27 protein-coding genes are annotated in these 26,274 nt (G+C 71.5%); 18 read left to right on the top strand and 9 right to left on the bottom strand.

Annotated features, from left to right (window positions below; genetic code table 11):
• Positions 1–19: 19 nt before the first annotated feature.
• Genes ABD127_RS04370 through ABD127_RS04340 form a run of 7 tightly spaced genes read left to right on the top strand, consistent with a single transcriptional unit; the run spans position 20 to position 8,239 of the window.
• Positions 20–1,552 (top strand): FKBP-type peptidyl-prolyl cis-trans isomerase, encoded by a 1,533-nt coding sequence (locus tag ABD127_RS04370; RefSeq protein WP_344198108.1) that lies wholly within the window; start codon positions 20–22, stop codon positions 1,550–1,552.
• A gap of 11 nt (positions 1,553–1,563) precedes the next feature.
• Complete coding sequence (locus ABD127_RS04365) at positions 1,564–2,523, top strand: helix-turn-helix transcriptional regulator (protein WP_344198106.1); 960 nt, start codon at positions 1,564–1,566, stop codon at positions 2,521–2,523.
• Positions 2,520–3,494: a helix-turn-helix transcriptional regulator gene (locus ABD127_RS04360; RefSeq protein WP_344198104.1), complete on the top strand. Its 975-nt coding sequence runs from the start codon at positions 2,520–2,522 to the stop codon at positions 3,492–3,494. The genes ABD127_RS04365 and ABD127_RS04360 overlap by 4 nt, the downstream gene beginning before the upstream one ends.
• Positions 3,494–3,769: a twin-arginine translocase TatA/TatE family subunit gene (gene tatA, locus ABD127_RS04355; RefSeq protein ID WP_344198102.1), complete on the top strand. Its 276-nt coding sequence runs from the start codon at positions 3,494–3,496 to the stop codon at positions 3,767–3,769. The genes ABD127_RS04360 and tatA overlap by 1 nt, the downstream gene beginning before the upstream one ends.
• Positions 3,770–3,775: 6 nt before the next feature.
• Positions 3,776–4,585 carry a twin-arginine translocase subunit TatC gene (gene tatC / locus ABD127_RS04350; protein ID WP_344198100.1) on the top strand — a complete coding sequence of 270 codons (810 nt, stop codon included), beginning with the start codon at positions 3,776–3,778 and terminating at the stop codon, positions 4,583–4,585.
• Positions 4,582–5,493 (top strand): diacylglycerol kinase family protein, encoded by a 912-nt coding sequence (locus tag ABD127_RS04345; RefSeq protein ID WP_344198098.1) that lies wholly within the window; start codon positions 4,582–4,584, stop codon positions 5,491–5,493. The genes tatC and ABD127_RS04345 overlap by 4 nt, the downstream gene beginning before the upstream one ends.
• Positions 5,494–5,515: 22 nt before the next feature.
• Entirely contained in the window at positions 5,516–8,239 is a 2,724-nt protein-coding gene (locus ABD127_RS04340) for a DEAD/DEAH box helicase (protein ID WP_344198096.1), read from the top strand.
• Positions 8,240–8,368: 129 nt separating this feature from the next.
• Here the strand turns inward: ABD127_RS04340 and ABD127_RS04335 are convergent, their stop codons facing one another.
• The gene (locus ABD127_RS04335) at positions 8,369–9,271 is read right to left on the bottom strand and encodes a 5'-3' exonuclease (RefSeq protein WP_344198094.1); all 903 of its coding nucleotides are present in this window, start codon (positions 9,269–9,271) and stop codon (positions 8,369–8,371) included.
• Between the two features lie 63 nt (positions 9,272–9,334).
• Between ABD127_RS04335 and ABD127_RS04330 the strand changes: the two genes are divergently transcribed.
• From ABD127_RS04330 to ABD127_RS04315, 4 genes are read left to right on the top strand one after another with little or no spacing between them, the layout of a single operon-like run.
• Positions 9,335–9,898 (top strand): hypothetical protein, encoded by a 564-nt coding sequence (locus tag ABD127_RS04330; RefSeq protein WP_344198092.1) that lies wholly within the window; start codon positions 9,335–9,337, stop codon positions 9,896–9,898.
• Positions 9,899–9,921: 23 nt separating this feature from the next.
• A complete protein-coding gene (locus tag ABD127_RS04325) occupies positions 9,922–11,004 on the top strand; it encodes a M24 family metallopeptidase (protein WP_344198086.1) in 1,083 nt (360 codons plus the stop codon).
• Positions 11,005–11,017: 13 nt separating this feature from the next.
• Positions 11,018–12,511 carry an apolipoprotein N-acyltransferase gene (gene lnt / locus ABD127_RS04320; protein ID WP_344198084.1) on the top strand — a complete coding sequence of 498 codons (1,494 nt, stop codon included), beginning with the start codon at positions 11,018–11,020 and terminating at the stop codon, positions 12,509–12,511.
• A complete protein-coding gene (locus ABD127_RS04315) occupies positions 12,508–13,254 on the top strand; it encodes a polyprenol monophosphomannose synthase (RefSeq protein ID WP_344198082.1) in 747 nt (248 codons plus the stop codon). The genes lnt and ABD127_RS04315 overlap by 4 nt, the downstream gene beginning before the upstream one ends.
• 24 nt (positions 13,255–13,278) lie before the next feature.
• Here ABD127_RS04315 and ABD127_RS04310 read toward each other — a convergent pair whose 3' ends face one another.
• The 7 genes from ABD127_RS04310 to ABD127_RS04280 form a co-directional block, all read right to left on the bottom strand.
• Positions 13,279–13,665, bottom strand: coding sequence for an RNA polymerase-binding protein RbpA (locus tag ABD127_RS04310; RefSeq protein ID WP_344198080.1), 387 nt, complete (start codon positions 13,663–13,665; stop codon positions 13,279–13,281).
• A gap of 98 nt (positions 13,666–13,763) precedes the next feature.
• Positions 13,764–15,071 (bottom strand): MFS transporter, encoded by a 1,308-nt coding sequence (locus ABD127_RS04305; RefSeq protein ID WP_344198078.1) that lies wholly within the window; start codon positions 15,069–15,071, stop codon positions 13,764–13,766.
• On the bottom strand, positions 15,068–15,805 hold the full coding sequence (locus tag ABD127_RS04300) for a glycerophosphodiester phosphodiesterase family protein (RefSeq protein ID WP_344198076.1): 738 nt from the start codon (positions 15,803–15,805) through the stop codon (positions 15,068–15,070). Before ABD127_RS04300 ends, ABD127_RS04305 begins: the two co-directional genes overlap by 4 nt.
• A 26-nt stretch (positions 15,806–15,831) precedes the next feature.
• A complete protein-coding gene (locus ABD127_RS04295; protein ID WP_344198074.1) occupies positions 15,832–17,358 on the bottom strand; it encodes a helix-turn-helix domain-containing protein in 1,527 nt (508 codons plus the stop codon).
• A 35-nt stretch (positions 17,359–17,393) separates the two neighbouring features.
• Entirely contained in the window at positions 17,394–18,353 is a 960-nt protein-coding gene (locus ABD127_RS04290; RefSeq protein ID WP_344198072.1) for a DMT family transporter, read from the bottom strand.
• A complete protein-coding gene (locus tag ABD127_RS04285; protein ID WP_344198070.1) occupies positions 18,350–18,997 on the bottom strand; it encodes an MBL fold metallo-hydrolase in 648 nt (215 codons plus the stop codon). The genes ABD127_RS04290 and ABD127_RS04285 overlap by 4 nt, the downstream gene beginning before the upstream one ends.
• Before the next feature lie 15 nt (positions 18,998–19,012).
• The gene (locus tag ABD127_RS04280) at positions 19,013–20,221 is read right to left on the bottom strand and encodes an oxygenase MpaB family protein (protein WP_344198068.1); all 1,209 of its coding nucleotides are present in this window, start codon (positions 20,219–20,221) and stop codon (positions 19,013–19,015) included.
• Between the two features lie 43 nt (positions 20,222–20,264).
• Between ABD127_RS04280 and ABD127_RS04275 the strand changes: the two genes are divergently transcribed.
• From ABD127_RS04275 to ABD127_RS04245, 7 genes are read left to right on the top strand one after another with little or no spacing between them, the layout of a single operon-like run.
• Positions 20,265–20,870 (top strand): TetR/AcrR family transcriptional regulator, encoded by a 606-nt coding sequence (locus ABD127_RS04275; protein ID WP_344198066.1) that lies wholly within the window; start codon positions 20,265–20,267, stop codon positions 20,868–20,870.
• A gap of 39 nt (positions 20,871–20,909) precedes the next feature.
• Positions 20,910–21,809 (top strand): alpha/beta hydrolase, encoded by a 900-nt coding sequence (locus ABD127_RS04270; protein ID WP_344198064.1) that lies wholly within the window; start codon positions 20,910–20,912, stop codon positions 21,807–21,809.
• 12 nt (positions 21,810–21,821) lie between these two features.
• A complete protein-coding gene (locus ABD127_RS04265) occupies positions 21,822–22,313 on the top strand; it encodes a phosphoribosyltransferase (RefSeq protein WP_344198062.1) in 492 nt (163 codons plus the stop codon).
• Between the two features lie 29 nt (positions 22,314–22,342).
• Positions 22,343–23,008, top strand: coding sequence for a 4a-hydroxytetrahydrobiopterin dehydratase (locus ABD127_RS04260; RefSeq protein WP_344198060.1), 666 nt, complete (start codon positions 22,343–22,345; stop codon positions 23,006–23,008).
• Positions 23,005–23,406 carry a tetratricopeptide repeat protein gene (locus ABD127_RS04255; RefSeq protein WP_344198058.1) on the top strand — a complete coding sequence of 134 codons (402 nt, stop codon included), beginning with the start codon at positions 23,005–23,007 and terminating at the stop codon, positions 23,404–23,406. Before ABD127_RS04260 ends, ABD127_RS04255 begins: the two co-directional genes overlap by 4 nt.
• A gap of 7 nt (positions 23,407–23,413) precedes the next feature.
• Complete coding sequence (locus tag ABD127_RS04250; RefSeq protein ID WP_344198056.1) at positions 23,414–24,430, top strand: LLM class flavin-dependent oxidoreductase; 1,017 nt, start codon at positions 23,414–23,416, stop codon at positions 24,428–24,430.
• A 2-nt stretch (positions 24,431–24,432) separates the two neighbouring features.
• On the top strand, positions 24,433–25,032 hold the full coding sequence (locus ABD127_RS04245; protein ID WP_344198054.1) for a GyrI-like domain-containing protein: 600 nt from the start codon (positions 24,433–24,435) through the stop codon (positions 25,030–25,032).
• Here ABD127_RS04245 and ABD127_RS04240 read toward each other — a convergent pair.
• The gene (locus ABD127_RS04240) at positions 25,016–26,215 is read right to left on the bottom strand and encodes an HNH endonuclease signature motif containing protein (protein WP_344198052.1); all 1,200 of its coding nucleotides are present in this window, start codon (positions 26,213–26,215) and stop codon (positions 25,016–25,018) included. The genes ABD127_RS04245 and ABD127_RS04240 overlap by 17 nt on opposite strands.
• Between the last annotated feature and the right edge of the window lie 59 nt (positions 26,216–26,274).

The following is a 26,274-nucleotide window of genomic DNA, read 5'->3' as shown; positions in this document are numbered from 1 at the left end:
TGCGAAGCCGAGGACGTGCATGTCGACGCTCGACGATCTGCAGCAGGAGGTCCGCGCCCACGAGGCGCAGACCGACGGCGCGCTCCGCGCCTCCTCGTACAGCGCGATGATCCGCACGTCCCTGGTCCCGGCGATCGGCACCAAGGCGCGCGTCGTGGCGGCGGTGCCGGTGGTCGTGAGCGTCGACTCCGAGAACCGCCCGACGCCGTACCCGGACAAGACCGTCGCCACCGAGGACGGCCTGGCGGTCTTCCTGCCCGACCGGCTCGTCGTGAGCTGGTCGCGCGCGGGCGAGCGGAACGTCTTCACGACTCACGCGATCGCCTTCAGCGACCTCAAGAGCGCCAAGGGCTCGACCTTCGAGTCCGACGAGCAGGAGCGTCCGGGCATCGCGATCCGCGAGCGCATCTCGTGGACCCTGCTGTTCCCCACCACGATCGAACCGAGCACCGCGACCGACCTGCAGGAGCAGGCGCTCGAGCTGCTCGCGACGGCCCAGTCAGGCTCGTCGACCCCGACGTCCACCCCGAGGAGATCCGTGTCCCGCCGCAACCTTGTCCTGAGCGTGTCCACCGTGGCGATCATGGCGGTCATCGCCGCGCTGCTGGTGTGGAATCCCTTCGGCGGCGACGGCGGTGGCGGCGACGAGTCGCTGCCCGGCGTCACGTTCACCGACGGCGAGACGCCGACCGTCACGGTCGACGACGCCGAGGCGCTGTCCGCTGACGTCTCGCCGGGCTCGGTCAAGCTGGCGACGGTCGAGAAGGGCGACGGCGCCGAGCTGGGCGAGAAGGACTACTTCCGCTCCGACTACATCATCGCCACCGAGAAGGACGGCACGGTCGACTCCTCCTTCGGCGCAGGCGCCGACGGTGCACCCGCCTCGGCCATCGTGTTCCAGAACGTCGAGGCCGCGCAGGCCGACTCCCCGCGCACCGCGCCGGGCCTGCCGCAGCCGCTGATCGACGCCCTCGAGGGCACCACGGTCGGCTCGAAGGTCCTCGTCGGCATCTCCGCGGAGGACTTCTTCGGCGAGCAGGCCGAGCAGGCCGGCTACGCGCCCGAGGACGCCCTGGTCTTCTACTTCGACATCTCCGACGCGATCGACGTGAGCGCCGACGTGAAGGCGCCCACGGGCGACGAGGAGGAGCTGCCGGCCGGCATCCCGACCCCCGTGGTCGACGGCGACAAGGTCACCGGTGTCGACGGCGCTGCCGCCACCGGCCCCGCCGCCGAGGGCGTGTTCACGGTCGTCAAGGGCGACGGCAAGGAGGTCGAGGCGGACGACTTCGTGTACGCGAACTACGTCGGCCAGGTCTACCCGGCCGGTGCGGTGTTCGACTCCTCGTTCGAGCGTGACGCCCCGTCGCTGTTCCCGCTGACCGGCGTCATCCCGTGCTGGACGAACCAGCTGCCGGGGCAGACGATCGGCTCGCGGGTCGTGCTGACCTGCCCGTCCGACAGCGCGTACGGCGACCAGGGTGGCGGCGGCGGTCTGATCGCCCCCGGCGACTCCCTGACCTTCGTCATCGACATCGTCGACGCCATCTAGGGCGCTGCGTCATGGCCGAGCGCAAGTCAGAGCGGTTGATGAACCTCATCTTCCTGCTGCTCTCGACCCGCCAGTTCCTGACCAAGGAACAGGTGCGCGCGGCCATCGACGACTACCGGGCCAGCAGCGACGACGCGTTCAACCGCATGTTCGAGCGTGACAAGGGCGAGCTGCGCGATCTCGGGATCCCGCTCGAGATCGGCAGCTTCGACCCTCTGCACGAGGACATGCAGGGCTACCGGATCCCGCGCGACGCCGCCGAGCTGCCCGAGCTCGAGCTGACCGCCGAGGAGTCGGCGGTCATCGGGCTCGCCGCGCAGGTCTGGGAGCACGCGGGCCTGGCCGGGCAGTCCAGCGACGCGCTGATCAAGCTCAAGGCCGCCGGGGTGGCGATCGACACGAGTGCCGTGCCGCTCGCCCAGCCCCGCATCACGGCCGCCGAGCCGGCGTTCGACGCCGTCTGGGAGGCCGCTCGCGCTCGCCAGCCGATCCGCTTCCCGTACGGTCGCACCGGCGAGGAGCCCGTGGAGCGGCACCTGCAGCCCTGGGGCGTGCTGTCGTGGCGAGGCCGCTGGTACGTCGGGGGCCACGACGTCGACCGCGGCGAGCCCCGGCTGTTCCGCGTCTCGCGCATCCGGGGCGACGTCCGGACCGCCGGCGCGGCGGGCGCCTACACCGTGCCCGAGGGCACGTCGGTGCGTGACCTCGCGGCGTCGTTCACGGTCAACGACCCGGTGGGGGAAGCCGTGCTGCACGTCCGCCGCGACCGCGCCCTCCCGCTGCGCCGCCACGCCCTCTCGGTGACCCCGATCGACGGTGACCTCGACGAGGTCGTGGTCGGCTACCGCTCGACGTGGGAGCTCGCCAGCACCGCAGCGTCCTTCGCCCCGCACGTCGTCGTGGTGTCGCCGCCCGAGGCGCGGGCCCTCGCGGTCGAGGTGCTGCAGTCGGCCGTGGAGGCCAACGCATGAGGCCGTCCGCGCGCGACGTGCAGCGCCGTCTTGCGCTCGTGCCGTACCTGCAGAGCAAGCAGGGCGTCTCGGTCGACGAGGTCGCCCGCGAGTTCGGGGTCAAGCCGCGCGTCATACGCAAGGACGTCGAGCAGCTCATGATGACGGGCGCCGGCTCGCTCGGCGGTGAGCTCATCGACATCGACCTGTTCGCGTTCGAGGACGACGACCGGATCTACATCTCCAACGCCGACTTCATGACGCGCCCCATGCGGATCAACGCCGGCGAGGCCTCAGCCCTGATCGTCGCCCTGCGTGCCCTGCGCGACGCCACGAGCGGTGAGCACCTCGCCGTCGTGGACTCGGCGCTGACCAAGCTGCACGACGCCGTCGGTGGGCAGGCGACCGACGCCGTCGAGGTCGTGCTGGAGAGCGTCGACCAGGGCATCCTGGCCACGGTCCGGCAGGCGCTCGGCGACCGTCGACGCCTCGAGATCGTCTACGCCACGCTGTCGCGCGACGCCATCACGACGCGTCAGGTGGACCCGATCGCCACGTTCGTGCGCGAGGGCCACGAGTACCTCGACGCGTGGTGCCACCTGGCCGGCGGCCAGCGCTACTTCCGGCTCGACCGGATCGAGAGCGCCGAGGTGCTCGACGTCCCGGTCGAGAAGCGCGCGGTCCCGGCGCGCAACGCCGACGACGGCTTCTTCAGCCCGGGTGACGGCGGACTGCGGGTCGAGCTCGCGGTCGCTCCGTCCTCGCGGTGGATCGTCGAGCACTACGACGCCGACGTCCTGGACGACTCCGACGACGTCTGGACCGTCTCGCTCGTGGCCAGCGACGAGGCGTGGGTGCGGCGACTGGCCCTGCGTTCCGCGGGGGCGGTCCGGGTGCTCGCCCCTGACTCAGCACGTGCACAGGTGACGGAGCACGCCCGCTCAGCACTGACGGCGTACGATGGAACCACGTCCGCAACCAAGGAGACATGATGTTCAAAGGAATCGGTGCACCCGAGATCCTGCTGATCCTGGCGGTCGTGCTGCTGTTCTTCGGCGCCGCCAAGCTTCCGGAGCTCGCGCGCGGCTCAGGCCGCGCCCTGCGCATCTTCAAGTCCGAGATCAAGGAGCTCGAGGGCGACGAGAAGAAGCGCGCCGACGACGCGACCGACACCGACGACGCCACCTCCGCGACGAGCGAGGCCGACGAGCGTCGCACCCGTCAGGTCGAGATCACGCGCGTCGACGGTTCCGACGACAAGCTCTGACCCGCCTTGGGGCGGAACAAGGGCACCGCGAAGGTGCCCGGCGGCACCATGCCGCTCCTGGAGCACCTGCGTGAGCTGCGGAACCGGCTCCTGCGCAGCGTCCTGGCGATCATCGCCGCGACGGTCCTCGGCTTCGTCTTCTACGAGCAGCTGCTGGCCTTCCTGACCGACCCCTACCGAGGGATCGAGCCCGACCTGGCAGCCCAGGGGATCGACACGAACCTGGTCATCACCGGCATCGGTGGCGCGTTCCAGTTCCAGCTCAAGATCGCGCTCGTGGCCGGCATCGTGATCGCGAGCCCCGTCTGGATCTGGCAGCTCTGGGCCTTCGTCCTGCCGGCGCTGCACCGCAACGAGCGCCGTGGCGCCCTGCTGCTGACCGGGATCGGCGTGCCGCTGTTCCTGTCGGGCGTCGCCCTGGCGTACGTGATCCTGCCGAAGGCGATCCTGCTGCTGATCGGCTTCGTGCCGGACGGCTTCGAGAGCCTCGTGAGCGGCGCGGAGTACTACGACTTCATCATCCGCATGATGCTGGTGTTCGGCATCGCCGCCGAGATCCCGCTCGCGGTCGTGCTGCTCAACCGCCTCGGGGTCGTGAGCGGCAAGGCCCTCGTGCGGGCCCGCCCCTGGACCGTCGTGGGCATCTTCGTCTTCGCCGCCGTCGCGACCCCCAGCACGGACCCGTTGACGATGCTGTTCCTCGCGATCCCGATGACGTTCCTCTACCTGGTCTCGGAGGTCATCGCGCGGCTCACCGACCGCCGCCGTGCCCGGGACGTCCCGACCATCGCCGACGACGAGGCGTCCCCGCTGTGAGGCACGCGGCGCTCGTCGTCAACCCGATGTCGGGCAAGCACCGGGGCGAGGCGATCGGCGAGGTCGCGACGCGGCGGCTGCGCTCGGCCGGCTGGACGGTCGACCGGGTCACGGGCGACGACGTCGTGTCGGTGCGCTCGTCGCTCGCCGCCGTCCTGGCCGGGGGCGCCGACACCGTCGTGGTCACCGGCGGCGACGGCGCGCTCCACGGGATCCTCGACCTCCTCGTCGAGGCCGACGTGACGATCGGGGTCCTGCCCGCCGGCACGGGCAACGACCTCGCCCGCGCGCTCGAGCTGCCGTACGGCGACACCGAGGCCTGCCTCGACATCCTGCTCAACAGCACCCCCCGACGCATCGATCTCGCGCTGGTGCACCAGGGCGACCAGGAGCGTCTCGTGGCCACCGTCGTCGCCTCCGGGTTCGACTCGAAGGTCAACGAGCGCGCCAACGCGATGGCCTGGCCGCGCGGCAACATGCGCTACAACATCGCGATCCTCGCCGAGCTGCGCGCCTTCGCGCCGATCCCGTTCGCGCTGGAGCTGACCGACGCGTCCGGTGACATCACCCGGATCGACACCGGCGCCATGCTGGTGGCGATCGGCAACGGTCCCTCGTTCGGGGGCGGACTGCGCATCGCGCACGGAGCCTCGCTCGACGACGGCCTGCTCGACGTGTGCCTGATCCGCCCGGTCAGTCGGTCGCTGCTGATCCGCACCTTCCCGAAGCTGCAGAAGGGCACCCACGTCACGATGGAGGAGTTCGAGCGGTACCGCGTCAGATCGGTGCGCATCGAGGCCCCCGGCATCGTGGCGTACGGCGACGGCGAGCGGCTCGGCGACCTCCCGCTGACCGCCGAGGTCCTGCCCGCCGCGCTGTCGGTGCTCGCGCCTCCCGCACCGGCCTGAGCCGCGTCCGTAGGCTGGGGGCATGCCCAGTCCGTCGGAGGCCTACGCGCGGTCGCGGGCCGAACGTCTCCACCCGCACCTGACCGAGTTCCGTGGGCTCCACCCGTTCCCGCTGGACGACTTCCAGGTCGAGGCCTGTCGCGAGGTCGAGGCCGGGCAGGGAGTGCTCGTCGCGGCACCCACGGGATCCGGCAAGACCGTCGTCGGCGAGTTCGCGGTGCACATGGCGCTCGCGACCGGTCGCAAGTGCTTCTACACGACGCCGATCAAGGCCCTGTCGAACCAGAAGTTCCACGACTTCGGTGACCGCTACGGCACCGAGAACGTCGGGCTCCTGACCGGCGACAGCAGCATCAACGGCGACGCCCCGATCGTCGTCATGACGACCGAGGTCCTGCGCAACATGCTGTACGCCGGGTCACGGACGCTCGAGGGCCTCGGCTACGTCGTGATGGACGAGGTGCACTACCTGGCCGACCGCTTCCGCGGGGCGGTCTGGGAGGAGGTCATCATCGGCCTGCCCGAGTCGGTCAGCATCGTCTCGCTGTCGGCGACGGTCTCCAACGCCGAGGAGTTCGGCGAGTGGCTCACCGAGGTGCGCGGCGACACCGTCACGATCGTCGAGGAGCGCCGGCCCGTGCCCCTGCACCAGCACGTCCTGGTCGGCCGCAAGATGTTCGGCCTGTTCGAGGACGGCCTCGCCGCTCCTGACGGCGGTCCGGTCGTCAACCGCCAGCTCGAGCGCTTCGCCCGCGAGGACTGGCAGATGGGTCGGGTGCAGAAGGGCCGTCCGAAGAAGGGTGGCCACCGCCCCCGCACCCGTCACCGCACCCCGAGCCGCCTCGAGATCGTCGAGAAGCTCGACTCCGAGGGCCTGCTGCCGGGCATCTGCTTCATCTTCAGTCGTGCCGGGTGCGCCGCGGCGGTCAACCAGCTCCTGGACGCCCGGGTCATGCTGACGACCCCCGAGGAACGCGTCGAGATCGAGAACTACGTCGACGAGGCGTGCTCGCACCTGCCGGACGAGGACCTCCACGTGCTGGGGTTCCACGAGTTCCGCGAGGCGCTCGGCCGCGGCATCGCGGCCCACCACGCCGGGATGCTGCCGACGTTCAAGGAGTGCGTCGAGCACCTGTTCAGCCTCGGCCTCGTGCAGGTCGTGTTCGCGACCGAGACGCTGGCGCTCGGCATCAACATGCCCGCCCGGTCGGTCGTGATCGAGAAGCTCAGCAAGTGGAACGGCGAGAGCCACGTCGACGTCACGGCGGGGGAGTACACCCAGCTGACCGGGCGCGCGGGCCGCCGCGGCATCGACGTCGAGGGGCACGCGGTCGTGCTCTGGCAGGCAGGATTCGACCCGCGCCAGGTCGCCGGTCTGGCGTCGCGGCGCACGTATCCGCTGAACTCCTCCTTCCGACCGTCGTACAACATGGCCGTCAACCTGGTCGCCCAGGTGGGTCGCTCGACCGCCCGCAGCCTGCTGGAGCAGTCGTTCGCCCAGTTCCAGGCCGATCGGGCGGTCGTCGGACTCGCGCGCCAGATCCACAAGGCCGACGACGCGCTGGAGGGTTACGCGGAGTCGATGACCTGTCACCTCGGCGACTTCCGGGAGTACGCCGACCTGCGCCGACAGATCACCGACATCGAGAAGGAGGGCTCCCGAGCCCGCAAGGCGATGCACCGCGACGGCGTCGCCGCGTCGCTGCTCGCGCTCAAGCGCGGCGACATCATCGACGTGCCGCGCGGGAAGTGGGCCGGATCGGCCGTCGTGCTCGACCCGGGTCACCACGCCGACCGCGAGGGACCCCGCCCCTTCGTGCTGACCGAGGGACGTCACGCCCGGCGGCTCGCCGCGGTCGACTTCACCGACCCCGTCGTGCCGCTCGGGCAGATGCGGATCCCCAAGGGGTTCAACCCGCGGAGCCCCCAGTCGCGCCGCGACCTCGCCTCGACCCTGCGCAGTCGCGCGCCCCTGCGACAGCAGCACGTGCGGGAGACGAGCAGTGGCGGCCCCACCGACGAGGACCCGCGGATCACGGAGCTCCGTCGGATGATCCGCGCCCATCCGTGCCACCAGTGCCCCGATCGCGAGGCCCACGCGCGCTGGGCGGAGCGCTTCGACAAGCTCGAGCGCGAGACGCAGCAGCGTCGCCAGACGATCGAGCAGCGCACCAACACCGTGGCGCGCGAGTTCGACCGCGTCTGCGAGGTGCTCGGCGAGCTGGGCTACCTCGAGGGCGACACCGTGACCCCGTCGGGCGTCCGCCTGCAGCGCCTGTACGGCGAGCTCGACCTGCTCGTCAGCGAGTGCCTCAACCGCGGTGTCTGGGACGACCTGACGCCGCCCGAGCTCGCTGCCGTCGCCAGCGGACTGACCTACACGTCACGCATCGCCGACGACGCCCCGCCGCCGCAGTTCGCGACGCAGCGGACCCGCGACGTGGCGGCGGAGATGGGTCTGATCCACCAGGAGCTGTCGGCGCTGGAGCGGCGGCACCGGCTGCGGTTCCTGCGCGACCCCGACTTCGGGTTCGCCGAGGGCGTCGGCCGCTGGGCCGACGGGGCGCCGCTGCACGAGGTCCTGGACACGACCGACCTGGCCGCCGGCGACTTCGTCCGCTCGGTCAAGCAGCTCATCGACGTCCTGGCCCAGATCGCCGTGGCCGCCGGGCCCGACTCGCCGCTGCGCACCACGGCACGCCGCTCGCTCGACTGCCTGCGGCGCGGCGTGATCTCCTACAGCTGAGCCAGCAGGCACGCGTGGTGACGGCCGACCCTTCGAGGCTCGTCGTTCCTCCTCCCACCTCAGGGTCCGGAACCTTCCCGCCCCCTGAGGTGCGACGAAGGAGCCTCGAAGGGGGAACCCCGGCCACTCCTACAGCTGAGCCAGGAGGCGGTCGACCGGACCGCCGACGCCCCACCGCTCGCCGAAGGCGCGCAGGCCGTCGGCGTCGGGGGAGGGGAGCGGGTCGGGGACCGCGACGTCGAGGTCGGCCCTGACCGCCACCACGGTGCGGGCGGCGTCGATGTAGTCGCGCGAGTCCAGGAGCGAGCCCCGCGCGCGCGGCTTGATCGAGGAGGCGTCGTCGGCCGCGGCCGCGAGGATGCCGTCGAGGTCGGTGAACTCGTTGACGAGCGCCGCTGCGGTCTTCTCACCGATGCCGGCGACGCCCGGGAGGCCGTCGCTCGCGTCGCCCCGCATCACGGCGAAGTCGACGTAGGCGGCGGGTTCGATGCCGTACTTGTCGCCGATCCAGGCGGCGTCGACCGTGTCGAGCTTCGCCACGCCGCGCGCCGTGTAGAGCACCCGGACGGGCCGAGCGTCGTCGACGAGCTGGAACAGGTCGCGGTCACCCGTCACGACGTCGACCGGGCCGTCCCACGTGTGCGCCAGCGTGCCGATGACGTCGTCGGCCTCCGCCTCGGGCGCCCCCACCACGGGAATGCCCGCAAGGCCGAGCACCTCGGCGATCAGGGGGACCTGGGGCGCCAGCAGGTCGGGCGTCTCCTCGGCGTCGGCGCTGCCGTCGGCCAGCCGCTGCGTCTTGTAGCTGGGGACGAGGTCGACCCGCCACTGCGGGCGCCAGTCGTCGTCCCAGCAGGCCACGACGGCGGCCGGCGACTGGTCCTCGCGCGCGATCAGGGTCGCCGCGAAGTCCACCATCCCGCGGACCGCGTTCACGACCGTGCCGTCCGGGCCCTTCAGCGAGTCCGGCAGCCCGAAGAACGCGCGGTAGTAGAGGCTCGCGGTGTCGAGGAGCAGCAGACGTCCGGCCATGTCGTGATCCTAGGCGCTCGGTTTCTGTGAGAATGGCCGAACCCGACCTCCCAGGAGCCCGCCGTGATCGACGCACTCGCCCGGACCCGACGACCGGTCGTCGCGGCCGTCGCCCTGCTGCTCCTCCTGGCCGTCGTGGTCTTCACCGTTCGCGGGTTCCCGACCGTTCCGTCGGACTCCCCGTTCGGCGCTCAGCCCGACCCGGGCACCAGCGACGTCGATGACGCCGAGGTACCGCAGTCGGACGGGTCCCAGGCGGGCCCCGGCGGCGGCCCGGGGACCCCACGGCTCGCCGACGACGACGTCGTCCTGCTCTCGACGACGCTCCCGTCGCACGCGCCCGCCGGCACCGACGGTGGCTCGACGGCCACGCCCGCGTCGCCGGGTGACCCGACGCCGCCGAGCACCCCGCCGAGCACCCCGCCGGTCACGCCTCCCGTGACGCCACCGGTCACCCCGCCGGTGACGCCCCCCGTGACGCCGCCGGTGACACCGCCCGTCACCCCTCCGGCCCCGGCGCCCACCAGCGTCGTCACGGTCCAGGTGCTCTCGGGCGGCAACCTCGTCTCGGTGTCGCTCGATCCCAGCGGCACGAACCTGCTGAACCTGTCGCTGCTCCAGCCCTGAGGAGGCCTGGGTAGGCTCCTGGCATGCAGCGACTGGAGCGTGCCCGTGACCTCGCCGGAGCCTCCGGCATCGACGCCCTCCTGGTGACCCCGGGTGCCGACCTGCGCTACCTCTCGGGGTACGCGGCGAAGCCGCTCGAACGCCTCACCTGCCTCGTGGTGCCCGTCGGCGGCGAGCCTTTCCTGGTCGCCCCCAACCTCGAGGTCGCCGCGGCCGAGGCCGCCGGGGTCGACGTCGAGATCGTCGGCTGGAACGAGACCGACGACCCGTTCGCGATCCTCGCCGCACGCCTCGGCGACGTGGGCCGCATCGCCCTCGACGACGAGATGTGGGCCGCGCGCGTGCTGGCGCTGCGCGCGGCGCTGCCGACGACCGAGCAGGTCCTGGCCGGTCCGGTCATCTCGCAGCTGCGCATGCGCAAGGACCCCGCCGAGGTCGAGGCCCTGCGCGTCGCCGGCGCCGCGATCGACCGGGTCCACGAGCGCATGGCGGAGTGGCTCCGCCCCGGGCGCACCGAGCGAGAGGTCGGCCACGACATCGCGCGCGCCATCGTGGAGGAGGGCCACGAGACGGTCGACTTCGTGATCGTCGGCAGTGGCCCCAACGGCGCGTCCCCGCACCACGAGGTGTCCGACCGCGTCATCGAGACGGGCGATCCCGTGGTCGTCGACATCGGCGGCACGACTCCCGCCGGCTACTGCTCCGACAGCACCCGCAACTACCTCGCTGGCGGCTCGGTGCCTCCCGCCTACGCCGAGGCGTTCGCCGTCCTGCACGAGGCGCAGGAGGCCCAGCGCGCGTACGCGCGACCCGGCGTGACCGCGGAGTCGATCGACCGGGTCGGGCGCGACATCATCGCCGACGCCGGCTTCGGCGAGCTGTTCATCCACCGCACGGGCCACGGCATCGGCACCCAGACGCACGAGGAGCCGTACATCGTCGAGGGCAACGACCTCGTCCTCGAGCCCGGGATGGCGTTCTCGATCGAGCCGGGGATCTACCAGCCCGGCCTCTTCGGCGCGCGCATCGAGGACATCGCGGTGTGCACCGAGGACGGCCTCGCCGTCCTCAACGACACCGAGCGCCAGCTCGTCGTCCTGGGCTGAGCGGGCGTCCGACGTGAGGTTCCGCACCGCAGCGCTGCTCGTCGTGCTGTCCGGCGTCCTCTCGTCGTTCGCGTTCGAGCCCCTGGCGCTGCCGTACCTGATGGTGATCGGGCTCGCCCTCCTGTTCGGCGTGCTCCGGCGCGTCCCGGAGCTGCGCTGGTGGGGGGTCCTGGCCCTGGGCGTGCTGTGGGGCCTGGCCTTCTTCGGGCCGCTGATCTGGTGGATGCGGGCCGTGAGCGACGGCGCGTACGTCGGCCTCGTCATCGCCGAGGCGGTCCTCCTCGGTGTCGTGGCGATCGGGCTCCACGCCGTGGCCCGGCTGGCGGTCTGGCCCGTCCTGATGCCCGCCGTGTGGGTCCTGGGGGAGCAGGTGCGCGGCTCGTTCCCCTTCACGGGGTTCCCGTGGGGCCGGTTGGTGCACACGTCGATCGACACCCCGCTGGAGTCCTGGGTGCGGCTGGTCGGCATGCCCGCCACCTCGTTCCTGCTGGCGTGCCTGGCCGCCGGCCTGCTCGTGCTGGTCGACCTGTCGGCGCGTCACCGCGCGGTGGCGGCGGTCGCGGTCGTGGGCGCGATCCTGGTCGGCTCGGTGCTGCCGACCGGCGTGGCCGACTCCGCGGGCGAGGCGCGCTTCGCCCTCGTGCAGGGCGACGTCCCGGGTGAGTTCCTGCAGTGGCCCCGGGGCGCGATCTTCGCGCTCCACGCCGAGCAGACGCAACGTCTGGTCGACCGCATCGAGGACGGCGACACCGAGGCGCCCGACGTCGTCCTGTGGCCCGAGAACTCCACCGACAGCGACCCACGGGACAACCCCGAGGAGTCGGCGCGGCTCGACCAGCTCGTGCGCGACCTCGGCGTCCCGATCCTGGTCGGCGGCATCCTCGACGGGCCCACGCGCGAGACCGCCGAGAACGCCGGGCTCGTCTGGACCGAGGACGGCCCGGGCGAGAAGTACGTCAAGCGCAAGCCGGTCCCGTACGGCGAGTACGTGCCGTTCCGCGACGCCCTGGGCGGGCTCGTGCCCCGCATCGATCGCGACATCCCGCGCGACATGGTGGCCGGCAACGAGCCCGGAGCGCTCACGGTCAACGGTCTGCGTCTCGGCGACACGATCTGCTACGACATCGCGTACGACGGCGTCGTCGACCAGGCGATCGCCGACGACGCCCAGGTGCTCGTGGTCCAGACCAGCAACGCCGCCTTCACCGGCACGTCCCAGCCCGGGCAGCAGTGGTCGATCTCCCGCCTGCGCGCCATCGAGACCGGCCGCTGGGTGCTGGTGCCCTCGACCAACGGGATCTCCGGCGTGATCGACGCCGACGGCGAGGTCGTCGCCCGGGCGCCGCTGCGCCAGCCCGCCACGATCGAGACCGACGTCCCGCTGGCCGAGGGTTCGACCCCCGCGGCCCACGTGTCGCGCCCCCTGGCCTGGCTGCTGGTGATCCTCGGTGTGGTGGGATGGGTCCTCGCACTGGTGTCGAGACGACGGGAGGACGTGCGTTCGTGACCACGTTGGTCGTCGTTCCCACCTACGACGAGGCCGAGTCCCTGCCCCGGCTGCTGGACGGCTTGGCCGTGCACGCGCCGGACGTCGACGTCCTCGTCGTCGATGACGCCTCACCCGACGGCACGGGTCAGATCGCCGACCGCCTGGCGCGGCTGGATCCGCGCGTCCACGTGCTGCACCGCTCCCGCAAGGAGGGTCTCGGCGTCGCCTACCGTGCCGGGTTCGCCTGGGCGCTGGCGCGCGACTACGACGTCGTGGTCGAGATGGACGCCGACGGGTCCCACCGACCGCAGGACCTCCCCGTGATCCTCGCGCGGGTCGCGCAGGGCGATGCCGACCTCGTGCTCGGGTCGCGCTGGATCCCCGGAGGCAGCGTCGTGAACTGGCCCTGGTACCGGCGCCTGATCTCCCGGGGCGGCACCTGGTACGCCCAGAAGGCGCTCGCGATCCCGGTCCAGGACGCCACCGGAGGCTTTCGCGCGTTCCGGCGCGCGACGCTGGAGAGCCTGCCGCTGGAGCGCATCGCCTCGCAGGGCTACTGCTTCCAGGTCGACCTGGTGCGCCGGGTGCTCAGCGCAGGGATGTCCGTCGTCGAGGTGCCCATCACCTTCGTCGAGCGCACGCAGGGGCGCTCCAAGATGAGCGGCTCGATCGTGCGGGAGGCCTTCTGGCGCGTCACGGTGTGGGGCGTGCGCCGGCGGGTGAGGTGGCTGAAAGCACGACGTCGCGGCACCGATGCGTGATCGGTACCGCGACGTCGAACGGTTCTAGCGGCGCGATGCCGCCGTCTTCTTGCCGCGACGGTGCAGGTGCGGCGGGCCGATCTCACCAGCGCGCAGCAGCTCGATGCGCTCGGTCAGGATCTCCTCGAGCTCGTCGACGGAGCGACGCTCGAGCAGCATGTCCCAGTGCGTGCGCACGGGCTTCTCGTCCTTCGCCTCCGGCTCGGCGCCGTCGACCAGCCGGCCGACGATGCCGCTCTTGGGGTCCTCCCACTGCAGGGGGACGTCGGCCTCCTGCGCCATCGTGACGGTGAAGGTGCGGCCGTCGGGCAGGACGTACGCGACCTCCTGGCGAGGCGCCATCTCGACACCGCGCTCGTCCTCGAAGCTCTGACCGCCCAGTCGCGCACCGCGCAAGGCTCGTTCAGCCATGATCGGACTCCTCTCGTGTCGTCTCTCGCGTCAACGTACGGGACCCGCGTGAGATTCCCCTGAGGGCCGCGGGACGTCCGACGACGCCTGGACTCCATCTAGCCCGAGGTCGCGCGGTCCCGCACGTCGGACGGCACCGCGAGCAGGGCCAGGAGCCCCGCACCGAGCACGATCATGATGCCGAGGATGCCCCACCGGTCGTCGCCCCCGAGGAAGACGCACAGACCGAACAGGGCGGGGGACAGGAACGACGCCGCCCGCCCGGTCATGGCGTAGAAGCCGAAGTTCTGGCCCTCGAGGCCGGGCGGGGTGAGACGGATCAGGTAGCTGCGGGCGGCGGACTGCGCCGGGCCCACGAACAGGCACAGCATCAGGCCGAAGATCCAGAACATCGTCGTGCCCGACACGAACAGCAGGACGAGGCCGGCGACGAGCATCGAGGTCAGCGAGACGACGATCACGACGCGCGGGCCGCGCAGGTCGTCGAGGCGTCCCGCGGCCAGCGCCCCCGCGGCCGACACGACGTTCGCCACGATGCCGAAGATGATGACGGTGTCGTCGGTGAATCCGTAGACCGTGACCGCGAGGATCGCGCCGAAGGCGAAGACGCCCGCCAGCCCGTCGCGGAACACCGCGCTCGCGATCAGGTACTGCAGGACGACACGGTCCTCGCGCCACATCCGCTTCAGGTCGCGGGCCACGTCGCGGTACGACTGGACGATGCCGACCTTCTCCGCCGGGCTGGCGCCGGCCGGCAGCTCCGGCACGAGGAACAGGACCGGGAGGGCGAACACGGCGAACCAGCCGGCCGCCAGCAGGGCCACCAGACGGATGTTGAGGCCGTCGTCGGTCGAGACGCCCAGGAGGCCGCCGTCCCCGGAGATGAGCCCGAAGAAGCAGATCAGCAGCAGGACGATGCCGCCGAGGTAGCCGAACGCCCACCCGATCGCCGAGACCCGGCCGACGTTGCCGGGCGTGGAGACCTGCCGCAGCATCGCGAAGTACGGCACCTGGGAGAGCTCGAAGAGGATCTCCCCGAGCACCAGCAGCAGCAGGCCGAGCCACAGGTACGACGGGTCGTCGCGCACGAAGAACATCAGCGCGGTCAGCGCCACGACTCCCGCCGTCAGCAGCCCCAGCGACCGGCGCCGGCCACCGCCGGCGTCCGAACGGCGTCCCGTGACCGGGGCGAGGACGGCGATCACGATCGAGCCCGCGGCGACCGACCACGCGAACCAGGTGCTGGCCGAGATCGGACCCTCCAGGTCCTCACCGACGCCCTCCACCAGGTACACCGAGAACACGAAGGTGATGATGACGGCGTTGAACGCCGCCGATCCCCAGTCCCAGAGGCTCCAGGCGAGGACCTGGCGGCGGGTGGTCGCGGTGGCGACGGCGTCAGTCATCGATCGTTCTCCCAGGTTCCCAGCGCGACGAGGGTGTCGCGCAGCGTGTCGGTACGGTCGGTGAAGATCCCGTCGACGCCGAGGCCGACGAGCCGTTCGATCTCGGGGGCGTCGTCGATCGTCCAGACGAGCACGCCGACGCCGCTCGCGTGCGCCGCGTCGACGAAGCGTCGGGTGACGACCCGGACCGGCCCGCGCGTCGCCGGGACGCTCAACCACCGGTACGCGGGCCGACGCCACCGGGCCGGGACGAGCAGCGCCTCGACCACCTCGCGGCGCGAGGCCGCGGTCTGGACCTGCGGAAGGCGAGCGCGGATGCGTCGGGTGCGGCCGTGGTCGAAGCTGCCGAGGCACACCCGCTCGGCGACGCCGAGGTCCTCGATGACGCGACACGTCGGCTCGACCGCGTCGTCGGCCTTCACGTCGATGCTGAACCAGGCGTCAGGATGTGCCTTCAGCAGATCCTCGAGGCGGGGGATGCGCGCACGCCCGTCGAGCCGCAACGCCTCGACCTCGGACGCGTCGAGGTCGGAGACGGTGACGTCCTGCCCGGTCAGCCGCTGCAGGTGGACGTCGTGGCACACGAACACCACGCCGTCACGCGAGCACACCACGTCGGTCTCCAGGTGGCGGTAGCCCAGGGACGCCGCGTGCGCGAAGGCCTCGAGGGAGTTCTCGACGCCCACGTTGTCCGCCGTCAGACTGCCGCCGCGGTGGGCGATCGCCAGGGTCACGGCCACCACGCTAGGCGGTCGCCGGGTCAGATGTCCCGGAAGGTCTCGATCCGCGCGCCGAGGGCGTTGAGGCGCTCGGCCAGATCCTCGTAGCCACGGTTGATGACGTAGACGTTGCGCAGCACCGACGTGCCCTTGCCCGCCAGCATCGCGAGCAGGATCACGACCGCGGGACGCAGGGCCGGCGGGCAGACCATCTCGGCGCCGCTCCAGTGCGTGGGTCCCTCGACCAGGACGCGGTGCGGGTCCATCAGCGTGACCCGGGCGCCGAGCTTGTTGAGGTCGGTCAGGTAGATCGCCCGGTTCTCGTACACCCAGTCGTGGAGCATCGTCTGGCCCGTGGCGGTCGCGGCGATGACGGCGAAGAACGGCAGGTTGTCGATGTTGAGCCCGGGGAACGGCATCGGGTGGATCTTGTCGATCGGCGCCCGCATGGGGGAGGGGTGCGTCGTGATGTCGACCAGGCGCGTGCGGCCGTTCTCGGCGAGGTACTCGCCGCTCTGGTCGTAGCGGAAGCCCATGTCCTCCAGCACGGCGAGCTCGATCTCCATGAACTCGATCGGGACCCGGCGCACGGTGATGCTGGACTGCGTGACGATCGCGGCCGCGATGAGGCTCATGGCCTCGATCGGGTCCTCGCTGGGGGCGTACTCGACGTCCCGGCTGATGCGGGTCTTGCCCGTGACGCGCAGCGTCGTGGTGCCGATGCCCTCGATCTCCACGCCGAGCTCGGTCAGGAAGAAGCACAGGTCCTGGACCATGTAGTTCGGGCTGGCGTTGCGGATGATCGTGACGCCGTCAACGCGCGCGGCGGCGAGCAGCGCGTTCTCGGTGACGGTGTCGCCACGCTCGGTCAGCACGATGGCCTTCTCGGGCACGTGCGGCGTGGCGTCGGCGTGGTAGCTGCCCTCGGTCGCGACGACCTTCAGCCCGAAGTGCTTGAGCGCCGTCATGTGCGGCTCGACCGTGCGCGTGCCGAGGTCACACCCGCCGGCGTAGGGCAGCTCGAACGTGGTCTCGCGGTGGATCAGCGGGCCGAGGAACATGATGATGCTGCGCGTGCGGCGTGCCGCGTCCTCGTCCATCGCGTCGAGCTTGAGCTCGGCCGGGACGACGAGCTCGAGGTCGTTGTCGGTGTTGAGCCAGCGGGTGCGGACGCCGATCGAGGACAGCACCTCGAGCAGGCGGTTGACCTCCTCGATGCGCGCGACCTTGCGCAGCACCGTGGTGCCCTCGTTGAGGAGGCAGGCGCACAGCAGGGCGACGCCGGCGTTCTTGCTGGACTTGACGTCGATCGCGCCGTGCAGCTCGGTGCCACCGTGCACCCGCAGGTGGCTCGGGCCCGAGGACCCGACGTTGACGAGGCCGGAGTCGAGGGCGTTGCCGATGCGGGCCACCATCTCCAGGGTCAGGTTCTGCTGCCCCTTCTCGATGCGGTTCACCGCGCTCTGGCTGGTGCCCAGGGACTCGGCGAGCTGGGCCTGGGTCTTGTTCGCGCGGACGCGGGCGTCGCGGATCATGGAGCCGATGCGCTCGAGGTAGTCGTCGGTCATCTGACCAGCGTATCTCGTATGTGAGATACGACAAATCACCCCTGCGTCGGGCGAGGCGGGGTCAGGAGCAGGGCCACCACGACGCCCACCAGCGCCACGGCACCGCCGAGCAGTCCGAGCCCCCCGACCTCCACCGCGGGGTCGACGACGTCGAGGATCTCGGCCGTCACGACCTGGCCCGCGATCATGCACAGCCCCAGCACGAGGACGCCGTACGCCTGCACCGCGATCGCGGCGACCATGATGAAGCCGATGCCCAGGACGCCCCCGAGGTAGTACCAGCCGGCGGTCGGCAGCGAGCCGATGTGGCCGTCGACGAGGAACGACACCGCGAGCAGCACGAGCAGGGCCGTGGTGCCGACCAGGAAGTTGTTCCAGGTCGTCGCGGGGGAGGCGACGACGGCGGAGACGCGGCCGTTGACGGCCTGCTGCACCGCTTGCGCGACACCGGCGAGGAAGGCGAGCAGGGCCAGACCGACGGTCAACCAGGTCGCTCCGGCGTCGAGCTGCTCGACGGCCTTCAGGAGCACCGCGACGATCGCGCACGCGGCGGCGATCGTGCGGCCGACCGAGACCGCCTGGACGCCACCCGGACCGAAGCCCACGTGGTCCACCGCGAGCGAGCTCAACGACTGACCAGCCGTGAAGGCGACGATGAACAGGGCGACGCCGATCGTGCCGACCGCGATGCCCTGGCTCGCCACGAAGAACGCCCCGCCGAGGCCGCCGATCAGCTCGTACCAGCGCAGTCGCTTGCTCGATCGGGCGTGCGCGAGACGGCGCATCGACTGCCGTCCCGACCCCGTCGTGGCGACGATCAGGGTGATGACCAGCAGGCCGCTGCCGAAGCTGATCACGGCGGCCAGCGTCCCGGCGCGCAGGCCGGTGCCGATCTGGTCGGCCAGGGCTCCGTTGACGCGGGACTGGAACGCCACGAGGGCGCCGGCCAGCACCATGAGCGGGACCATGGCGGCCCGCGGGACGGTCACGTTCACGCGGGAGCGACCTCGGTGTGCTCGGTCTGCCCCAGGCGACGCAGGTCGTCGACGCCGCCGTGGTTCGCGACGTGCGTCCAGTACGTGCCGTAGGCGAGCTCGGAGATCGTGCAGTCGTGGATCGGGAAGGCCGTCGTGGGAGCGACGCGGCTCAGGAAGTCGACCGTCTCGGAGACCTTGGCCCACGGCGCACCCAGGGGGAGCGCGAGCACGTCGACGCCGTCGGGGGCCGTGCCGTAGCTGTCGCCGGGGTGGAACAGCGTGAGGCCCTCGGCCTGCAGCAGCACGCCGACGTTCGCGATCAGCGGGATCGACGGCAGGATCTCGGCGTGCACCGCACCGGCGGCCCGCACGACGAGGCCACCCAGGTCGGTCTCGTCGCCGTCGACGTGCCCTCGCCAGGGGGCGCCGAGCTCCTCGGCGGTCGACGGATCGGCGAGCAGGGCCGCCCCGGGGTTCGCGGCGACGAGCCCGGGGACGCGCTCGCGGTCGAGGTGGTCAGGGTGCTGGTGGGTCACGACCACGGCGTCGAGGTCGGTGAGCCCGAAGACCGCGTCGCTGCTGAAGGTGCCGGGGTCGATCAGGACCCGACGGCCCGAGGCCTCCACGAGCACCGCTGCATGGCCGAAACGCGTGATCTGCACGCGTCCATCATGCGCTCAGGCGTCGAGCCGACCGACGTCCGGGGCGTCGTCGCCGAAGTACCGGTACATCTGCTCGTCGCGATAGTACCGGGCCCAGCGGTCGATGCGCGCTCGCCCCCAGGACGTGCGGGCCAGGACGCGGTAGCGCCACAGGTTCGCGGGCAGCACGAGGGCCGTGGCCCAGGGGAGTCGCACGGGCAGGCCGACGTCCTGCAGTCCACGCCGCCCCAGGAACGGCCGGAGCATGCTGAGCAGCCGCCACTGGGCGAACCGGCCCCGCACGCCGGCGAACCGGCGGAAGTGGAGCTCGCGCTGGGCCTCGACGATCGAGGCCGACAGCTGCGCGCCGGCCTCGGTGACGTCGTCCTGCGCCCGCAGCACGTGGTAGTTCAGGCGGTGCTGGTCGCGCTCGGTGTCGAAGAGCCAGTCCTGGTCGACGCCCATGAGCCAGCCGATGTACTTCCAGAGGTGCATCACGGCACGGGAGTCCTCGCGCGTGATCCGCACCCCCAGTGCGCGCACCCCGATCAGCAGGGCTCCCGTGAACAGACCCAGCGTCGCGGCCTGGTCGCTCTGGTTGATGGGGCGGCCCCAGTGCGCCGCGTCCCACTCCGGGTGGTCGTCGAACCGGTGGTTGACGAGGGCGTGCATCAGGCGCACGTGCACCGTGAGCTTCCAGCCCGCGTTCTCGCGCAACATCGCGTCGTGCTCGGTGACCGCGATGGTCCACTGCTGGGTCTCGGCGAGTCGGCGCCGCGTCATGTCGCCCGTGAGCCCGCCGGTCGCGACCAGGAGGTCGGTCGGCCCGCCGAAGCGGTAGCCACCGATGAGGGAGAGCTGCAGCAGCACGTCACCCGCGTTGCGACCGAGGCGGCGGTAGACCTCTGCGCCGCGGTTCATCAGGTCGCGGTCGACCCACGACGGAACCTCGTCCACCTCGGCGAAGAACGCCACCAGCGCGGCCGGGGCGTCCGGGACCGCCTCGATCCCGCGGGCCAGGGCGCGGTGGAACTGGTCGAGCCGCACCCGGTCGTCGCCCTTGCTGCGGATCGCCGCCGCGAGGCGCTCGCCGGCCTCGTCGACGGTCCAGAACCGTTGACCGATCCGAGTCATCAGCTCTTCGTCGACCTCACCGACGCGGCCGACCAGGCGCAGGACCTGACCGATCTTCGCGCCGCGGTCCTCCGCAGCACGGAACCGGGTGGGCGGTGTGAGCGTCGTCATGCCGAGATCGTGACACGAGCAATTACTCGCATACAATTCGCGTATGTCCTCATCGCCCCCCGGCCTGCGCAAGGCCCCCCGCCAGGAGCGCTCACGGCTCATGGTCGAGCGCATCGTGACCGCGGGACGCCAGGTCCTGGTCGAGCACGGGTACGAGCGCACGACGACCAACCGGGTCGCCGACGCGGCCGGGATCAGCCCCGGATCGCTCTACCAGTACTTCCCGAACAAGGAGGCGGTGCTGGCCGCCGTGGTCGACGCCTACTCCGCCGAGATCGCCGACCAGCTCGCCGCCGTCGTCACGGACCGGCTCGACCTGCCGCCGCTGGAGCTCATGCGGGCCTCGTACGACGACCTGCTCGACATCCTGCTCGCGAACCGCGAGTACGTGCGCCTGATGACCCGCGAGCTGCCCCATGCTCGCGTCGCCCCGCATGTCGACCAGCTCGAGCGACGGGTCAGCGACCTCGTGGGCACGTACCTCTCGGCAGCGCGACCGACCGACCGCGTGAGTCCGTCGACGTCGGCCTGGATCCTCGTGCGGATGGTCGAGCACCTGTGCGTGCAGTACGTGCTCGACGACCCGCCGTTCAGCCGCCAGACGCTCGTCGACGAGCTCGTGCGACTCAGCGCCGGCCACCTGGCCTGAGCGACCCAGCCGCGGACCCCTCGGTGACGAACCAGTCACATGTCCCTGCTCGCTGACGCCCAGGCCCTCATGATCGGGGCCTCAGCGCGTCTCACGGTGCGCTACGGCACCCCGCTGCAGCTCGCGGGCCAGGACCTGCCCGATCCGGAGCGCATGCGGGTCGAGACCCGCCACGGCCGGGTGCGCTGCGAGGTCTACCGCCACCCGCTCGGGCACGGCCCGGCGCCGGTCCACGTGCACTTCCACGGCGGCGCCTTCCTGATGCGCTACCCGGCGATGGACGACTTCTGGTGCCGCTACCTCGTCGCGAAGACCGGCGTGACGGTGGTCAACGTCGACTACGACGTCGCGCCGCGCCATCGCTACCCCGTCGCCCAGCACCAGGCCCACGACGTGCTGGCCTGGATCCAGGCGCACGGTGCGGAGGAGGACCTCGACCCGGCCCACGTCACGGTCGGCGGGTTCAGCGCGGGCGGCAACCTCGCGGCCTCGGCGTGCCTCCAGGCCGCGGCGCTCGGCACCCCGATGCCCGCGCTGCAGCTGCTCGGCGTGCCGTCGCTCGACGTCTCCACGTCGGACAAGCCGGGACCGGCGGGCGCGATGATCACCCCGGCCCTGATCGACCTCGTGCGGCGCACGTACTTCCGCGACGCGGACCGCCGCCTCGAGCCGTTCGCGTCACCCGTGCTGGCCGAGGACCTCGCCACGCAGCCCCCCGCCTTCGTCGTGACGGGCTCGCGGGACCGGCTGCGGGCCGAGGCCGTGCAGTACGTCGACCAGCTGCGCGCGGCCGGGGTGCCGGTCGTGCACCACGACCTCCCCGGACAGGACCACTACTTCCTGGACGGGTCCACCGAGCACGCGCGGCGCGTGATGGATCTGATGGCGGCTGCCGTCGTGGAGGCGCTCGTCCCCTCGGCCGGAGGACCGGCGACCTGACACAGTGGTCGCATGACGTCCGAGCGCGAGGTCCTGACCTGGGAGCTGTTCGGCACCGCGAGCCGTGAGCTCGCCGCCACCGTGCACCACGACGGGTTCGAGCCCGACGTCGTGCTGGGCATCGCCCGCGGCGGTCTCGTCCCGGCCGGGGCGATCGCCTACGCGCTGGACTGCAAGAACCTGTTCGCGCTCAACGTGGAGTTCTACACCGGCGTCGGCACGACGCGGGACGAGCCGATCATCCTGCCCCCGTTCCTGAACGCGGCGGACCTGGACGGCAAGCGCGTGCTCGTCGTCGACGACGTGGCCGACAGCGGCCGCACGCTCGAGCTCGTCGTGAAGTTCTGCCGAGGCCACGGTGACGACGTCCGCACCGCGGTCCTGTACGACAAGCCCGGTTCGGTCGTGACCCCGACCTACACGTGGCGCACGACCGAGCGCTGGATCAACTTCCCCTGGTCCGAGCCGCCCCTCGTGGACCGCACCGGCATCGTCGACGTGTGAGGTGGGGCGGGCGGGGTGAGACTGGGGCCATGGCTCCCGACACGACGCCCGTGACGCCCACCGCGTTCCTCGCCCTCGACCTGCCGGACTGGGTCCTGATGGACCGGCGGCTCTACGCCCAGTACGACACCGGCGACTTCGCCACCGGTCTCGAGCTCGTCGCGGCGATCGGTGCCGCCGCCGAGGAGGCGAACCACCACCCCGACGTCACGCTGCGCTACGGCCGCGTCGACGTCGCGACCCGCAGCCACGACGCGGGCAACGTGACGCAGCGGGACCTCGACCTCGCCCGCACGATCTCCGACCTGGCGGCGTCGCACGGTGCCACCTCTCAGCGCGACCAGGTGCGGCTGGCCGAGCTGGCGCTGGACGTCGTCGACCTGCCCGCCGTCGGGCGTTTCTGGTCGGCGGCGTTCACAGGGTCTCCCGACCACGTCGACGATGACGACGTCGTCGATCCGGACACGCAGGAGCTGATCCTCTGGATGCAGCAGACCGACGCCCACGAGGAGCCCCGTCAGCGCTTCCACGTCGACCTGTGGCTCGCGCCCGACGCCGCCGACGCGCGCATCGCAGCGATCCTGGCGGCCGGGGGAGTGCTGGTCAGCGACACCGAGGCGCCCTCGTTCACGGTGCTGGCCGACCCCGAGGGCAACAAGGTCTGCATCTGCACGTGCCAGGAGCGCGAGGCGTGAGCACGCCGGATCCTGCCGGCGACGACGCGGTCCGTCTGTTCGAGGAGGCCGGCGAGCACGACAGCGCCGGACGCGAGGAGCAGGCGGCGCCGCTCTACGTGCAGGCACTGCAGGCGGGACTCGACGACGACCGGCACGCGCAGGCCGTCGTGCAGCTCGCCTCCACCTTGCGCAACCTGGGTCGGGTCGAGGAGGCCGTCGAGCTGCTCGAGACCTTGGCGCCCGACACCAGCGTGGGATCCGCCCGCGCGGCGTTCCTGGCGCTGGCGCTGCACGACGCGGGCCGCCCCGACGAGGCACTACGCGTCGCGCTCGAGGCGCTGATCCCCACGCTGCCTCGCTACCAGCGCTCGCTCACCGCCTACGTGGCGGGAATCAATGCCGCTCCCGAGCGTTGAGACCCACGTGAAGAAGATCGGCTTCCTGTCCTTCGGCCACTGGTCCGACACCCCGCACTCGCAGACACGCACCGCCTCGGACGTGCTGCTGCAGTCGATCGACCTGGCGGTCGCCGCGGAGGAGCTCGGCGCCGACGGCGCGTACTACCGCGTGCACCACTTCGCCCGGCAGCTCGCCTCGCCGTTCCCGCTGCTCGCGGCGGTCGGCGCGCGCACCTCGCGCATCGAGATCGGCACCGGCGTGATCGACATGCGGTACGAGAACCCGCTCTACATGGCCGAGGACGCCGGATCGGCCGACCTCATCTCGGGCGGCAGGCTCCAGCTCGGCATCAGCCGCGGATCACCCGAGCAGGTCGTCGACGGCTACCGCTACTTCGGCCACGTGCCGCCGGAGGGCCAGACCGACGCCGACCTCGCCCGCACGCACGCCGACGTGTTCATGCAGGTCATCGGTGGCGAGGGCTTCGCCCAGCCGAGCCCGCGGCCGATGTTCCCCAACCCGCCCGGCCTGCTGCCCATCGAGCCCCAGTCGCCCGGCCTGCGCGACCGCATCTGGTGGGGCGCCGGAAGCCGCGCCACGGCGGAGTGGACCGCGGAGCAGGGCTACAACCTCATGAGCTCGACCCTGCTGACCGAGGACACCGGCGTGCCGTTCCACGAGCTGCAGGCCGAGCAGATCCAGCGTTTCCACGACGCCTGGAAGGACGCCGGTCACGAGCGCACGCCCCGCACGTCGGTCAGCCGGAGCATCTTCCCGATCGTGGACGACCGCGACCGCGCCTACTTCGGCCAGTCGAGCAGCTCTGACCAGGTCGGCTACATCGACGGGGGAGTGGCACGCTTCGGCAAGACCTATGCCGCCGAGCCGGACCGGTTGATCGAGGAGCTGCGTGAGGACTCGGCGATCGCCGCGGCCGACACGCTCCTGATCACGGTCCCGAACCAGCTCGGCGTCGACTACAACGCCCACGTCATCGAGTCGCTGCTGACGCACGTCGCCCCGGAGCTCGGCTGGCGCTGAGCATGAGCGAGAAGGTCGACGTCAAGAAGAGCCTGCCGAGCTACCGGGCGAAGCAGGGGCGCTTCGACGTCGTCGACGTCCCTGACCTGCAGTACCTGATGGTCGACGGTCACGGCGATCCCAACACGAGTCCGCTGTACAGGGAGGCTCTCGAGGCGCTCTACCCCGTGGCCTACCGGCTCAAGTTCGCGAGCAAGGCCTTGGGACGCGACTACGTGGTGCCGCCGCTGGAGGGCCTGTGGTGGGCCGACGAGATGAGCGCGTTCACGACGGCGCGCGACAAGGACGCCTGGCACTGGACACTCATGATCCTGACGCCGGACTGGATCGACCAGCAGCTGTTCGAGTCCGTGCGCGTCGACGAGGTGCGCCTCGAGTCGCTGTCGGAGGGGCGTTGCGTCCAGACCCTCCACGTCGGCAGCTTCGACGACGAGGGCCCGGTCCTGGAGCGCATGCACGAGGAGGTCGTCCCGGAGCACGGTCTTCAGGTCACGGGAAAGCATCACGAGATCTACCTCAGCGACGCCCGCAGGGTCGAGCCGTCACGGCTGCGCACGATCCTGCGCCAGCCGGTGACGTCCGTGCTCACGCCGCGTGCATGAACTCGATGTTCAGCACGTGCTCACGCAGTGGCGGCGACGCGGTGAGGAGCTCGAGCGCGACGCCGTGCCCCTTGCGCGCGTGGTCGCGCTTGCAGCGGGGGTCGAGGTTGTCGCCTCGTGTCCTGCCTCGGGGCCACGGGATGCGGTGGTCGAGCTCGCACCGGTCGGCCGGAACCAGGCATCCCGGTGTGGCGCAGACCTGGTCGCGGAACTGGATGGCCTGCCGGAGCAGCTCCGGCGGGCTGTAGCCGCGGTAGTCGTGCGCGAGGGTGTTGCGGGTGATGGGATCGGTGAGGAGCCGGTGCCAGAAGGCTTCACCGGCCCAGGCCGAGCCGAGGACCCAGTCGGTCGGCACCTGCCACGAGCCGTCGGCCGACTGCGTCGGCCCGCTCACCGCGCCCGTGAGGACCCCGGCGTCGATCGTGACGGCGATGTCGCACCGCAGGCCGGGTGTCCCGGGGACGTGGTCGACGGGAGCGCTGGTGAGCAGGTGGGTCAGCACGTCGGCCCGCAGCTCCGCCAGCGTCCGCTTGACCGTGATGGGGGAGCCGTCCTCGTCGACGACGTCGCAGCGGTGCGCCTTCGCCAGGCTGTTGAGGCGGTCCTCGATCGCCGCCGCGTGGTGCGAGGGCAGGTAGGCCTGCAGCAGGGCCATGCCGTCGTCGAGGTGCTCGACACGGACGAAACGCTTGGCCCGCTCGGCCTCGGCGCGCGCTGCCCAGAGGTCGGCCTCGACCCGGGCGACGAACCGCTCGGCCCACCGCCGCAGCTCGGCGACGGTGTGCGTGCGCGCGTAGGCGAGAGCCTCGACGTCGAAGCGCTGGCGCGAGTCGTCGCGCTCGAGCTTCTCGAGGGCGCGCGCGATGACCTGCACCCGGGCCGCGTCGACCCAGCCACGGCCGAACGCCTCCCACGTGCGAGGAGCGTGCTCGATGGTCCGGTCAGCGCATGCGAGCCGGCTGAGGACCTGCGCCTCCGACATCAGCGTCTCGCGGGCGATCTGCAGCGAGATCGCCTGCCGCTCGACCAGCTGACGCATCGGCGTGGCGTCACGGCGCAGTCGCGCGAGGGCGTTGTCGCGGAAGGCGACCATGACCGCCCACTCGTGCGCCTCGGCCTTCGCCCGCTCCCGCGCGGCTCGGCGCAGCTCCTTGAGCGTGCCGGGCGGAGGGGGAGTGGACATGCCTTCATCATCGTCGAACAGACGTTCGAGAACAAGGCTACATCGCTGGGAATGCAACG

The sequence above is a fragment of the Aeromicrobium alkaliterrae genome, assembly GCF_039529015.1.
Taxonomy (GTDB): domain Bacteria; phylum Actinomycetota; class Actinomycetes; order Propionibacteriales; family Nocardioidaceae; genus Aeromicrobium; species Aeromicrobium alkaliterrae.
This window is presented reverse-complemented; position numbering and strand designations above follow the sequence as displayed.